Source organism: Haloarcula limicola (assembly GCF_010119205.1).
GTDB lineage: Archaea > Halobacteriota > Halobacteria > Halobacteriales > Haloarculaceae > Haloarcula > Haloarcula limicola.
This window is the reverse complement of the sequence record NZ_WRXM01000001.1, coordinates 397385-411261: the sequence shown is the minus strand read 5'-3', so window position 1 is coordinate 411261 and position 13877 is coordinate 397385. Positions and strand designations below refer to the sequence as shown.

Genomic DNA, 13877 nt, shown 5'->3' with positions numbered 1-13877 from the left:
GGGATGTCATTTACAACACCCGTTGTTGTAGAGGCCACAGATTTAAGTAGGGGATTAGACTAGCCAGCACTATGGACCGAGAGCGCACCTGGTGGAAGGAGGCGGTGGTCTACCAGATCTACCCCAAGAGTTTCAACGATAGCGACGGCGACGGTGTCGGCGACCTACAGGGCGTCATCGATCGCCTCGACCACGTCGAGTCGCTGGGTGCGGACGTCATCTGGCTCAATCCGGTCTACGAGTCGCCGCAGGCGGACAACGGCTACGACATCAGCGACTACCGGGCCATCCACGAGGCGTACGGGACCATGGACGACTGGGAGGAACTCCTCGCGGAAGTCCACGACCGCGACATGCGCCTCGTCATGGACCTCGTGGTCAATCACACCTCGACCGACCACGAGTGGTTCCGGAAGTCGCGCGAGGACGAGGACGACTACCGCGGGTACTACTACTGGCGCGACGGCGAGGGGCCCCCGAACAACTGGAAGAGCGGGTTCGGCGGGTCGGCGTGGGAGCACGACGAGGAGGTCGGCGAGCAGTATCTCCACCTCTTCGACCGGACGCAGGCGGACTTAGACTGGGACAACGCCGAGGTGCGCGAGGACGTCTACGAGATGATGAACTGGTGGCTGGAGAAGGGGATCGACGGCTTTCGGATGGACGTCATCAACCTCGTCTCCAAGCCGGAGGGTCTCCCGGACGGCGACCCCGAGCAGGACTGGACCGGCATCGAACACTTCGCCAACGGGCCGAACGCGCAGGCGTATCTGGAGGAGATGGCCGAGCGGACCTACGAGAACTACGATACGATGACCGTCGGCGAGTGCGTCGACGTCGACGTGGAGACGGCGAGCGACTACGTCTCCGCGGAGGGGCCGATGGACATGCTGTTTCACTTCGAGCACATGTTCGTCGACGTGGGCGACCGCTGGCTCTCGCCCGCCGAGTGGGACCTGCCGGATCTGAAAGCGGTCATGTCCCACTGGCAGACCGAACTCGACGGCTGGAACTCGCTGTATCTCACCAATCACGACCAGCCGCGCATCGTCTCGCGGTTCGCCGACGACGGCGAGTACCGACGGCAGTCGGGCAAGCTGCTGGCGACGCTCCTCTTTACGCTCTCGGGGACGCCCTACGTCTATCAGGGCCAGGAGATCGGCATGACCAACTACCCGTGGTCGAGCCTCGACGAGCTCGACGACCTCCAGTCGATCGGCAAGGTCGAGGAGGCCATGGAGGCCGGCGAGATCGACGCGTTCGAGGAGGTTCAGGACATCGTCCGCGCCCGCTCTCGCGACAACGCTCGCACGCCGATGCAGTGGGACGAGTCGGAGCACGCCGGCTTCACCGACGGCGAACCGTGGTTGGCGGTCAACCCCGACCACGATGAGATAAACGTCGCCGCGGCCGAGCGCGACGAGGACTCGATCCTGCAGTACTACCGGACCCTCGTCGACGTCCGAGACGAGAACGACGTCCTCGTCTACGGCGATTATCAGCTCCTGATACCGGACCACGAAGAGTTATGGGCCTACCGTCGAACGCTCACGACGGACGAAGGCACCGACGAGGTGCTCGTCGTCCTGAACTTCGACGACACCGAGACGGTGGCGACGCTCGACCACGCGGAACGAGCGGGCGAGGTCGTCGTCGCTAACTACGACGAGGTCCCGACGACCGACGGCGTTCTGACGCTGCGACCGTACGAAGCCCGCGTCTACGAACTGGAGTGATAGAGATGACAACGTACGAAACACGAACCAACGGGGGAGTAGCGGACGACGAGCGAGCGTGGTGGAAGGAGGCGGTCGTCTACCAGATCTACCCGCGGAGCTTCGCCGACAGCGACGGCGACGGCTTCGGCGACCTGCCGGGGCTCATCAACCGCCTCGACTACGTGTCGTCGCTGGGTGCGGACGTCATCTGGCTCAACCCGATCTACGACTCCCCCCAACGGGACAACGGCTACGACATCAGCGACTACCAGTCTATCGACGACGAGTACGGGACCATGGACGACTGGGAGGAACTGCTCTCGGAGATCCACGCCCGCGACATGAAACTCGTCATGGACCTCGTGGTCAACCACACCTCGGTCGACCACGAGTGGTTCCAGAAGTCCCGGCGGGGAGACCCCGAGTACGAGGACTACTACATCTGGCGGGAAGGCGACGGCGACGGCCCGCCGAACAACTGGCAGTCTTTCTTCGGCGGCTCGGCGTGGACCTACGACGAGGAACGGGAGGCGTACTACCTCCACCTCTACGACACCTCCCAGCCGGACCTCAACTGGGAGAACGAGGCGGTTCGGCGGGACGTCTTCGAGACCATCGAGTGGTGGCTGGAGAAGGGGATCGACGGCTTCCGGATGGACGTCATCAACCTGCTCTCGAAGGCCGACGGGCTGCCCGACGGCGACCCGGACAGCGAGTGGGTCGGCTCCGAGCACTTCATCGACGGCCCGCGGATAACGGAGTATCTGGACGCGATGGACGAGCAGGTGCTCTCGAACTACGACGTGATGACCGTCGGCGAGATGCCCCAGCTGAGCGTCGAGCAGGCGAAGTCGTACACGGGTACCGACGGCCCGCTGGACATGGCGTTTCACTTCCAGCACACCAAGCTCGACTACGCGGAGAACCAGCGCTGGGCGATCGGGGAGTGGGACCTCGAGGAGCTGAAAGAGATCACGAGCCGCTGGCAGAACGGCCTGGCGGAGGAGGGGTGGAACGCCATCTACTGGGAGAACCACGACCAGCCGCGCGTCGTCTCCCGGTACGGCGACCCGGTCAACTACCGCCGGGAGTCGGCGAAACTGCTCGGGACGTTCTCGCTGACGCTCTCGGGGACGCCCTACATCTATCAGGGACAGGAACTCGGGATGACCAACTCCCCGTGGACGTCGATCGCCGACATGCGGGACGTCGACGCCATCAACCACGCGAAGGCGCTGCTGGAAACCGACGACTACGACGAGTACACCGACATCCAGGACACCATCTCCTATCGGTCCCGGGACAACGCCCGCACGCCGATGCAGTGGGAGCCCTCCGAGAACGCCGGGTTCACGGAGGGCGACCCGTGGATTCAGGTCAATCCGAACTACGACGAGGTCAACGTCGGCGACGCCGAGGACGACCCCGACTCCGTCCTCAACTACTATCGGGACCTCCTCGACTTACGGGACAGCCACGACGCGCTGGTCTACGGGGACTACTGCGACCTCCTGCCCGACCACGAGTCGGTCTACGTCTACACGCGAACGCTCGGTACGGCCGAGGGGACCGAACGGCTGCTCGTCGTCCTCAACTTCTTCGGCGACGAGGAGACCGTCGAGGTCCCGGTCAAATTCGAGACGGCGTCGCTCCTGCTGTCGAACTACGACCGGGACGACGACGACCCGACGACGGTCACGCTCGCGCCGTACGAGGCCCGCGTCTACGAGCTTCGTTGAGCGTGCCTTTTTGTTCCGACCGGACGAGTGTCCGGCTACGAGAGGGTCATGATATACAATCCCACTCACGAGGGCCATGAGTACTGACATCGACCGCGAATGGTGGAAAGAAGCCGTCGTCTACCAGATCTATCCGCGGAGTTTCGCCGACAGCGACGGGGACGGCATCGGGGACCTCCGAGGGGTACACGAACGCGTCGATTACCTCGACGAACTCGGCGTCGACGTGGTGTGGCTCTGTCCGGTGTACGACTCGCCCAACGCCGACATGGGCTACGACATCCGCGACTACCGGGCGATCATGGACGAGATGGGGACGATGGCCGACTGGGAGCGCCTCCGCGACGCGCTCCACGACCGCGGGATGCGCATCGTGATGGACCTCGTCGTGAACCACACCTCCGACGAGCACGCGTGGTTCCGGGAGTCTCGCGACCCGAGCGGCGGGCGAGACGACTGGTACATCTGGCGCGACGGCGACCCGACGGAGCCGCCGAACAACTGGATTTCGCTGTTCGGCGGCCCGGCGTGGACCTACGACGAGGCGCGCGGCGCGTGGTACCTCCACCTCTTCGACGAGAAGCAACCGGACCTCAACTGGGAGAACCCCGCCGTCCGAGAAGCCGTCTACGACATGATGAACTTCTGGCTCGAGAAGGGCATCGACGGTTTCCGGATGGACGCCATCTCCTGTATCTCGAAACCGGACGGGCTGCCCGACGCCGACGCCGGCGACGACTGGTTCGACATGGACCTGTACTTCAACGGCCCCAGAATCCACGAGTTCATGCGGGAGATGGCCGCCGAGACCTACGGCGACTACGACGTGCTTCTCATCGGCGAGACGCCGGGTGCGGACCCCGAGGAGGCCAAGAAGTACTACGAGGACGGCGTCGACGTGGTGGTCCACTTCGACCACATGGACGTGACCTACGGCCCCGGAGGGAAGTGGAGCCCCGACTACGTGGGGACCGAGGCGCTCGCGACGACGGACGACGCGGACCTCGACGCGATGCTCAACGAGATGGACCTCGCGGACCTGCAGGAGGCCATCCGATATTGGGACGAGGGCGTCGGCGACTGGTGGAACTGCCTGTACATGGGCAGCCACGACCAGACTCGCCTCGTCTCTCGGTTCGGCGACGACGACGAGTACCGCCGCGAGTCCGGGAAACTGCTGGCGACGTTCCTCCTCACACAGCAGGCGACGCCGTTCCTCTACCAGGGCGACGAGATCGGGATGACGAACGCCGACTGGGACAGTCCGGAGGACATCCGCGACGTCGAAGCCCGCGGACAGGTGGACCGCCTGCTGTCGGAACACGGGGTTCCCTACGAGACCGTCGCTCCCTTCGTCCGCAATCGGTCGCGGGACAACGCCCGCACGCCGATGCAGTGGGACGATTCGGAGCACGCCGGCTTCACCGACGGCGACCCGTGGATTCAGGTCAACGACGACTACCCGCTGGTCAACGCGGACCGCGCGGTGGCCGATTCCGATTCGGTCTATCACTACTACCGCGACCTCATCGCCCTGCGAGAGGCGCGGGACGTCCTCGTCTACGGCGAAACGGAGTACGTCCTGCCCGACGAGTCACACCCGGACGTCTGGGCCCACCGGCGGACGCTGGGATCGGCGTCGATGCTCGTCGTCCTGAACTGGCAACGCGAACGCGAGCGACTGGGAGACGTCCTCGACGCCGACGGCCGCGTGGTGTTCGGGAACTACGACGACCGGAACGCATCGGCGACGACGCTTGCCCCCTACGAGGCGCGAATCTACGACCGCAGTCGATAGAGCGCCGCAGCTGTCGGTGGAATTTACCGCTATACACCCGAAAACCGTCCGGTAGAGACGTATTCCGGCCCTTCCGACGCTACTCGTCGTCGTCGCTGCCGACGCGGATGACCTGCAGGAGCGAGTACACCGGGACGCCCCGCACGTCCTCGAGGCCGCGCTTGTCGGCCAGCACGACGCAGGCGACGGGGTTGCCGCCCTGCTCGCGGATGGCTTCGACGGTTTCGGTCATCGTACTTCCGCTGGTGATGGTGTCGTCGACGACGTAGCAGTCGCGGTTGCGGATCTGCGCGAAGTTCCGGGAGAACGTCCCGTCGCTCGTGCCGCTGTCGTCGTCGTCCCACTGGTGTTTCGTCGGCGCGTACGTCCCGAGGTCCGTATCGAGTTCCCGGGCCACGGTCGTCGCGATCGGCGCGCCGGCCTTCTCGATGCCGATGGTCAGGTCGACGTCTTCGCCCTGCTTCGAGAGGAGGTCGGCCATCGCGCTCCCGACGTGGTGGAGACGGCTGCTGTCGCGGCCGATGGCGGACCAGTCGACGTGGATGTCGTGGGGGCCGCCGGTCGGCGCGGCCTTCGGTTCGGTACCGGTCCCGCTGCGCTCTACGAGCCAACTCGCCGTCTCCCGGGAGACGTTCAGTTCGTCCGCGATCTCCCCCTTGGAGAGACCCCGCTCCGCGAGGTCCGCGGCGCTTTCGACGAGATCGTCGATGTTCTTCATACCTCCATCTCCGAGTGGTAGGGCTTAATAGCCCATGCTCTGGGTCGGAGTCGTGCCGGAAACTTTTTACAACAGTCGTTGTTACTCATCTCCGGCTGGGTCGTGTCACGCGGGCCGTCGGCGTTCGGGCGTCTCATCGACCCCGTGGCGGCGACAGTCCGTCAGTCGTTCACGACCGAACGATATCGGCGGCTCGACGGAGGGTCATCTGCCATCGCATCGGCCCTCCTCCCCCCATATCCGTCGCACCACCCGGCCCACTCTCCCCACCGACTGCCGGTTCGTCAGGCCGGTACGCATGGTTGTCACCGACCCGCGTTTCGGACGGGACCTCCCGTCCGACGCACATCTCCTGCCGCACCCGATCACGCCCACAGCGTGACCGCTACTCCCCGCTCGGGAAGGTGTAGAGTCGCTGGTCGCAGTTCGGACAGGCGAGCACCTCGTCGGGCGTCTGCCGCGGTTTCGCGTATCCCCCGCAGCAGGAGACTTCCGACGTCTCGACGAGCCCCGTCCCACACGCCGGACACTCTTCGAGGAACATCCGCAGTGCGCGCGCTGCGGCCAGCCGGATCGACTCGTCGTCGAGGTAGTCCGCCAGGACGCGGTAGGCGGCCAGCTCCGCGACGGCAACCGGCCGGGCGACCAGTTCGCCCTCCCCGGGACCGACGACGACCCACGATCGACCCTCGGCGACGAGTGAATCGGTCTCGTCGACGTGGGGGAGCGAACGAGCAATCTCGCGGGCCAGTCCGTCGACGGAGAGCGCCGCCAGCGACCGCATCTCCTCGTGCCACGGGCCGTCTACGTCCTCGGCGACCAGCAGTCGGTCGTCGACCGCTTCGACGACGCCAGCCGTCACGAGTTCCTGCAGGACCGTCTCGCCGTCGAGATCGGTCGCGGCGAGCGACGACTTCCCGTCGGCCGGCTGCGGAGACCGCTCGTCGTGAAACCACTCGTTCGGTAGCGGCGAGGCGGCCACCAGCTTCGGCGCGAACGCCGGCGTGTACGGGACGACGTATCCACGGAGGTAGACGACCGCGACGCCGCCGGCGGCGACCAGCGTCCCCAGTACTCGACGGTCGCGGAACCGCAACCAGCAGGCGAACGCGCCGACGAGAAGCAGGTTCAGGGCGGTACACGGCCAACATCTGTTCGAGCCGGTGTGCTCCGGGCCTCGAAGGGCGTCTAACGCCGACATCACGCATAGCTCTACGACGACGGGACATTAGCGTTCCCCCGCCGCGGGCCGTGCCACCAAGATATTTAACAACAGGTGTTGTTAGATAGTGGCATGACAGCCGCGGAGCCGGCGCGTCGGGGAAATCGGTCGGCGCGGACAGCGGCGACAGCGCGTCAGTTCGCCCGGTCCGTGAGCGGTCCCTCCCGACCGCTTCGTCGGCGGCGGTCGATTCGGCGGCCGCGACCGCGGTACCGACGGCGTCCCGTCGTATCGAAGCGTCGAAGTATCTACGGGAAGCCGCAACAGACGGGACGCGAGTCGGAGACGGCGCGACGACCGACTGGCAGATACGCACCTGACACACCCGAACAATGGACGACGACGAACTAACGACGGTACTGGAAGACGCCGGTCTCTCGCCGTATCAGGCGGAGGCCTACGTGACGCTACTCGGGTTGGGAACGGCCTCGGCGACGGATATCGCCGAATCGTGCGACGTTCCCGACCCGCGGATCTACGACGTGCTTCGGGACCTCGAATCGAAGGGGTACATCGAGACGTTCCAGCAGGACAGTCTCACCGCGCGGGCGCGTAATCCGGACGACGTGCTCGACGACCTCCGCTCTCGGTCGGACAAGTACCTGAACGCCGCCGAGAGCATCGAAGACCGCTGGAATCAACCGGAGATCTCCGATCACGAGGTCAGCATCGTCAAGCGGTTCGACACCGTTCTCAACCGGGCCCGAGAGCTCATCGAAACCGCGGAGCACCAGATCCAACTGGGGGTGAACACCGACCAGTTCTACGAACTGGCCCCGGAGCTACACGACGCCCTCGAACGCGGCGTCAACATCAAACTGTGCATCTGTACGGGTCCGGACGAGGAGATACCCGACGTGGCCGACATCGAGCGGGCGTGTACGGAGGCGCGCCATCGGAAGATCCCGTCGCCGTTTCTCGTGTTGATCGACCGGACGTGGACCTGTTTCGCGCCGCATCGGCACTCCGTCAGCGAGTACGGCGTCCTCGTCAACGACCGCACGCACACCTACGTCTTCCACTGGTTCTTCATCACCTGCCTGTGGGAGATCTGGGACACCGTCTACACCGAGCGGACGCCGGAGACGCCCACGTCGTACGTCGACCTCCGCCACGCCATTCGCGACATCGAACCGCTCTTGGACGAGGGGGCGACCATCTCGGCGACCGTCCGCGGCTACGACACGGACACCAACGAGCGGGTGAACCTCTCCGGGACCATCGTCGGGGTGGACTACACCGGCAGTACGATGGGACGGAAGGACCCGATACCGCTGGCTCAACTCGCCGGGCGAATCAGCGCGACGCTCGAAGTCGACGGCGACCGATACGAAGTCGGCGGCTGGGGCGCGGTCATCGAGGAAATCGAGGCGACCCAGATCATCGTCACCGACGTGCGACACCAGTGAACAGTGCGCTCTCGGAACGCACGAGAAAACTATACGACAGTTGTCGCGTTTGAGCGGGCTGGAGCCGCAAATCGGTCTTTGTCATTACCGAAACATTATATAATGATTGTTCGATTTGAACCTAATATATCAGTAATAATGGTATTTGCCGGTGCCCCCACAGGCTATTAACAACACCTGTGGTTAATTATGGATAACATTTAAGTACGGCGCCGGTAATCACCGAATAGATATGCCGGAAAATGGCACGCACGACAGTGACCGATCGTCAGGCGTCTCACGGCGTCGCTTCGTTCGAGCGGCGGGTGCGACGGGCGTCGTCGCGGGACTAGCAGGGTGTGCGGACTTCGTCGGTGGGGGCGACGGTGGCGGCGGCGATGGTGGGACCGGCAACGGTTCGACCGGCGACGGCGGCAGCGGGCAGGCGACGACGGTGCAGTGGGGCTTCGACCCCGTCGCCGTCCAGAACAACGGCGACGCGATCAAGCAGGCGCTCCACGACAACGGCCTCTCGCAGGACATCGAGATCCAGTTCGTCCCGCGGGACCAGGACACGGGGAAGGCCCGTGCGAACTACAACCGGCTCCTGAGCGCGGGCGAGACGGACCCGGACATGTTCCTGATGGACAACGGCTGGACGAACATCTTCATCCAGCGGGGGCAGATCCAGAACCTCACCGAGATGCTCCCCGAGGAGATGCTGTCGACGGTCGATAACGAGTACTTCTCGGCGTTCACCGACACGGCGCGTAACCCCCAGAACGGCAACCTCTACGGCGTCCCGGTGTTCCCGGACTTCCCGACGATGCAGTACCGGAAGGACCTCGCCAACGAGGCGGGGTACAACCCCGACTCGGAGAACTGGGCGACCGAGCCGATGACGTGGAAGAAGTGGTCGAACATCGCCGCCGACATCTACGACAACGCCGACGTGGACTACGGGTTCACCACCCAGTGGGACATCTATGTCGGGACCGCCTGCTGTACGTTCAACGAGGTCATGTCCTCGTGGGGCGGCGCGTACTTCGGCGGCCGCGAGAACCTCTTCGGCCCGGTCGGCAGCCGGCCGGTCACGGTCAACCAGCCCGAGGTCATCAACTCGCTGAACATGATGCGGAAGTTCGTCCACGACGAGGACTTCGGCGGTCAGTTCAGCGACTACGGCGGCGGCTTCACGCCGACGAACATCCTCGGGTGGACCGAGGAGTCCTCGCGTGCGCCGTTCGCGGAGGGCAATTCCATCTTCCACCGCAACTGGCCCTATTCGCTCGCGCTCTGCGGCCGCGACCCGGAGGAGACCGAAGAGCCGGCTCTCGGCGAGGACCTCGGCGCGATGCCGATCCCGTACGCCGTCCCCGAGAGCGAGGCCGCCCAGCCCGGCACCGGCGGCACGACCGCCGCCCTCGGCGGCTGGCACATGACCGTCAACCCCAACAGCGGCCAGAAGGAGGCCGTCCAGCAGGTCATCCGCGCGGCGATGAACAAGGACTTCCAGCTCAAACTGCTCTCGATCCAGGGATGGCTCCCGCCGCGGCCGGAACTGTTCAACTCTAAAGAGGCCAAGAACGTGCCCGTCGTGGGCCGCTACATGGAGACGCTCAAGGTCGCCGGGGAGAACACGATGCCGCGACCGGTGACCGCCGTCTGGAGCAACCAGACGAGCAAGATCGCCCAACAGGCGAACCGCGCCGTCGGACAGGAAGTCTCCTCGGAACAGGCGATGCAGGCGCTCCAGAGCAGCCTCGAAAGCACCGAATCGTCGTGAGAACCGCGGGCTAGCTTTACAATAAACCCACTTGATTATTGATTATGATGCTTGAGCCACGAGGAGGCGGGAACGGATGAGCACCGAGACCGGCCGAGAGTCCCAACGTTCGGGCGCGCTGGTCGACCTGATGCGGTGGATGGAGAACCTGAGCGACACGCAGTACGCGTATCTACTGTTGACACCCGTGTTCCTCCTGTTGGGCATGGTCGCCCTCTATCCCCTGTTGCGCACTTTCGAGCTGTCGCTTTACGCCCTCTCCGTCGACCTCTCGAGCACGAGCTTCGTCGGGCTAGAGAACTACGTGGAGTTGTTCACCGGAGAGAAGAACCGCTACCTCCCCGGCGGAACGACGTTCCTCCCGGCGAGCCTGGAGTTCACCAGCATGCTGAACAGCGCGCTGGTCGTCACCCTCATCATCGCAGTCGTGAGCGTCGCCTTCGAGACCATCATCGGACTCGGCCAGGCGCTCATCCTCGACCAGGACTTCTACGGCCGGCGTTGGGTTCGCGCGGCCATCATCATCCCGTGGGCCGTGCCCATCGTCATTCAGGGGATGATCTTCTTCCTGATGTTCAACAACAACGTCGGCTTCGCCACGCCGCCGCTCGCGGACCTCGGCCTGCTCGCGCCGACCAACACCCTGAACGACACCGCCAGCGCGACGTTCATCATCATCGTCTCAGACATCTGGAAGACCTCGGCGTTCATGGCGCTGCTCATCCTCGCCGGATTGCAGAGCATCGACCGCGGCCTCTACGACGTCGCGAAGGTCTCGGGCGCGACCAAGTGGCAGCAGTTCAAGCTCATTACCTTCCCGCTCATCCTGCCGACCATCGGCGTCGCCGTGCTGTTCCGCTCCGTGCAGGTGATGCGGATCTACGGCATCATCCCGACGGTGTCGAGCTGTACGGTGGTGCCGTCGCTGTCGTGTATGGTCGTCGCGACGTTCAACACCCGAGAAGGGGTCTCGGCGGCGATCGCCTTCGTCACCGCCGCCATCATCGGAATCGTCGTGATGGGACTCATCGTGTGGCAAGGGGAGGACGCGATATAACATGGCTACGAAAACCGAAGACTCGGACGGTGGGCCGCTGGAGCGCTGGACCCAGAGCGCCATCCAGAACCCCGAACGGGTGTACCGCGCGCTGTTCTACGCAGCGATGCTATTCTTCCTCGTCACCACGATGTTCCCCTTCTACTGGCTGCTCGTGCTGGCGGTGACCCCCGAGGGGAACCTGCTGGCCGGGAGCTTCCTCCCGGCGGTGGACCTCTTCGGCGTCAGCGGGACGTTCCCGCTGCCGGTACCGAAGGGGTTCAATCCGGGCGCGTTCATCACCGTCTTCGAGCAGGTGCCGTTCCACCTCTACATGCTGAACAGTTTCGCGCTGGCGATCACGACCACGATCATCGTGCTGTTCATCGCCAGCCTGGCCGGCTACGTCTTCGGTCGTCTGCGCTTCCCCGGGAGAGCGGCGCTGATGCTCGGTATCCTCGCGATCAGCTACTTCCCGCCGGCGGCGTTCGTCATCCCGCTGTTCAAGGTGTTCGCGGGGAACGCACCGGTAGTGATACCGTTCACCGACATCGGGCTGTTCACGGCCCCGCGGCTGCTGAACACACCGGGGTCGATGGTGTTGCCCTTCAGCTCGCTGTTCATGCCGCTGTCCGTCTTCATCCTCACGACGTTCTACGGCCAGATCCCCGACGGACTGGAGGACGCGGCCCGAGTCGAGGGAACGACCCGGCTCGGCGCGCTGTTCCGGGTCATCATGCCCCTCTCGGCACCGGGCGTCGCGACGGCGGCGGTGCTCACCTTTATCGCGGTGTACAACGAGTACTTCTTCAGTTCCATCATGGCCACCTCACCGGAGGCGACGAAGTGGTCGCCGATTCTGGGCGGGATACTCAGCTATCAGACCCAGTACACCACGCAGTACAATCTCATGGCGGCGGCGAGCATCGTCGGGGTCCTCCCGGTGGTCATCCTCGTCATCGTCGCGCAGGAACGCATCGTCAGCGGACTGACCTCAGGCGCGCTCAAGGAGTAATACAATGGCACGAGTCAGACTCGAACACGTCACGAAACGCTACGACGACCAGGGTGAGACGGTCACCGCGGTCGACGACATGAACCTAGACGTCGCCCACGGGGAGTTCATCTGCTTCGTCGGTCCCTCCGGCTGCGGCAAATCGACGACGATGGAGACCATCGCGGGCCTCACCATCCCCACGGAGGGACAGGTGTACATCGGCGACCGCGAGGTGACGAACCTCCCGCCGAAGGACCGCGGCATCGCGATGGTGTTCCAGAACATCGCGCTGTTCCCGCACATGGACGTCTACGACAACATCAGCTTCGGCCTCCGCCTGCGGGACTACCCCCAGGACGAGATCGACCGCCGGGTCGAGCGGGCCGCCGACATCGTCCAGTTAGAGGGGATGTTAGACCGGATGCCCGACGAGATGTCCGGCGGGCAGCGCCAGCGCGTCGCCATCGCCCGCGCCATCGTCCGGGAACCCGACGTGTTCCTCATGGACGAGCCGCTGGCGAACCTGGACGCGAAGTTGAAGGTCCACATGCGGACGGAGCTCCAGCGCCTGCACAAGGAACTGGACACGACCATCATCTACGTCACCCACGACCAGGAGGAGGCGATGACGCTCTCGGACCGCATCGCCGTGCTCAACAGCGGGGCGCTCCAGCAGATCGACCCGCCGCTGACCTGTTACAACGAGCCGTCGAACCTCTTCGTCGCGGGGTTCATCGGGTCGCCGTCGATGAACTTCGTCTCGGGGAACGTCACCGAGAACGCCATCGAGACGCCGAACTTCTCACTCGCGTTCGACCCCGCCAGCGTCGAGGGCGTCGGCGTCGGCGACGAGCTGACGGTCGGCATCCGACCGGAGGACATCCACCCCAGCCGGGAGCGCGACGAGATCGCGGACCCGTCCTCGCCCATCTCGGCGACGGTCGACATCCTCGAACCGATGGGCGACGAGATCTTCACCTACATGCTGCTGGGCGAGGGCGAGACGTCGATGACCCAGGAGCAGACGACGAACGACCAGTTGCTGATGAGCATCGATCCCGACGCCGACATCGAGGAGGACGACGACATCGAGGTGGTCATCGACCGGCGGAACGTCCACCTCTTCGACACCGCGTCCGGCGAAGCGCTGGTGCACAAGCTCGGCCCGGCCGAGAGCGGCGGCGGCGTCACCGGAAGCGAAGCCGAATCCGACGACTGATCTAACCCTACCGATGAGCACGCATCTGGCGGCGACGGTCTACTGGAGCGGGATGGTAGTCCTGTTCTTCTTCTGGGCGTACGGCATCGCGTCGTTCGTCTTCGATCTGAAGAACAAGATCATCCCGGGACTCGTCAAGTACCGCCGCGGGCGACGCGCCGAGAAGGCGGAACAGCAGCGCGAAGAAGAACGCGAAGAGCGCGAGCAGCAGCTGTACTGAGTCGGGAGAGCTTTCGTCTCGTTCGTCCCTTACCTA

Annotated in this window: 11 protein-coding genes; 9 read left to right on the top strand and 2 right to left on the bottom strand. The window is 64.6% G+C overall.

Annotated elements, in window-relative coordinates:
- The first annotated feature begins 71 nt into the window (after positions 1-71).
- The 3 genes from GO488_RS02185 to GO488_RS02175 all read left to right on the top strand — a co-directional run bounded on the left by GO488_RS02185 (position 72) and on the right by GO488_RS02175 (position 5255).
- Entirely contained in the window at positions 72-1736 is a 1665-nt protein-coding gene (locus GO488_RS02185; RefSeq protein WP_162316167.1) for a glycoside hydrolase family 13 protein, read from the top strand.
- Between the two features lie 5 nt (positions 1737-1741).
- Entirely contained in the window at positions 1742-3457 is a 1716-nt protein-coding gene (locus GO488_RS02180; protein ID WP_162316166.1) for a glycoside hydrolase family 13 protein, read from the top strand.
- A gap of 76 nt (positions 3458-3533) precedes the next feature.
- Positions 3534-5255, top strand: a complete 1722-nt coding sequence (locus GO488_RS02175; RefSeq protein ID WP_162316165.1) for an alpha-glucosidase — start codon at positions 3534-3536, stop codon at positions 5253-5255.
- A gap of 79 nt (positions 5256-5334) precedes the next feature.
- On the opposite strand, the gene gfcR is transcribed toward GO488_RS02175, so the two are convergent.
- Together gfcR and GO488_RS02165 are read right to left on the bottom strand one after the other, a co-directional pair.
- Positions 5335-5973, bottom strand: a complete 639-nt coding sequence (gene gfcR / locus GO488_RS02170) for a transcriptional regulator GfcR (protein WP_162316164.1) — start codon at positions 5971-5973, stop codon at positions 5335-5337.
- Between the two features lie 385 nt (positions 5974-6358).
- Complete coding sequence (locus GO488_RS02165; protein ID WP_162316163.1) at positions 6359-7174, bottom strand: DUF8054 domain-containing protein; 816 nt, start codon at positions 7172-7174, stop codon at positions 6359-6361.
- A 353-nt stretch (positions 7175-7527) separates the two neighbouring features.
- On the opposite strand from GO488_RS02165, the gene GO488_RS02160 reads away from it, so the two are divergent.
- The 6 genes from GO488_RS02160 (at position 7528) to GO488_RS02135 (ending at position 13841) form a co-directional block, all read left to right on the top strand.
- The gene (locus GO488_RS02160; RefSeq protein WP_162316162.1) at positions 7528-8604 is read left to right on the top strand and encodes a TrmB family transcriptional regulator; all 1077 of its coding nucleotides are present in this window, start codon (positions 7528-7530) and stop codon (positions 8602-8604) included.
- 232 nt (positions 8605-8836) lie between these two features.
- Complete coding sequence (locus tag GO488_RS02155) at positions 8837-10369, top strand: substrate-binding domain-containing protein (protein ID WP_162316161.1); 1533 nt, start codon at positions 8837-8839, stop codon at positions 10367-10369.
- Between the two features lie 76 nt (positions 10370-10445).
- The gene (locus GO488_RS02150; protein ID WP_162316160.1) at positions 10446-11426 is read left to right on the top strand and encodes a carbohydrate ABC transporter permease; all 981 of its coding nucleotides are present in this window, start codon (positions 10446-10448) and stop codon (positions 11424-11426) included.
- Position 11427: 1 nt separating this feature from the next.
- Positions 11428-12420: a carbohydrate ABC transporter permease gene (locus tag GO488_RS02145; RefSeq protein ID WP_162316159.1), complete on the top strand. Its 993-nt coding sequence runs from the start codon at positions 11428-11430 to the stop codon at positions 12418-12420.
- 4 nt (positions 12421-12424) lie between these two features.
- Positions 12425-13621 carry an ABC transporter ATP-binding protein gene (locus tag GO488_RS02140; RefSeq protein ID WP_162316158.1) on the top strand — a complete coding sequence of 399 codons (1197 nt, stop codon included), beginning with the start codon at positions 12425-12427 and terminating at the stop codon, positions 13619-13621.
- Between the two features lie 13 nt (positions 13622-13634).
- Entirely contained in the window at positions 13635-13841 is a 207-nt protein-coding gene (locus GO488_RS02135) for a DUF8005 family protein (protein WP_162316157.1), read from the top strand.
- The last annotated feature ends 36 nt before the right edge of the window (positions 13842-13877 follow it).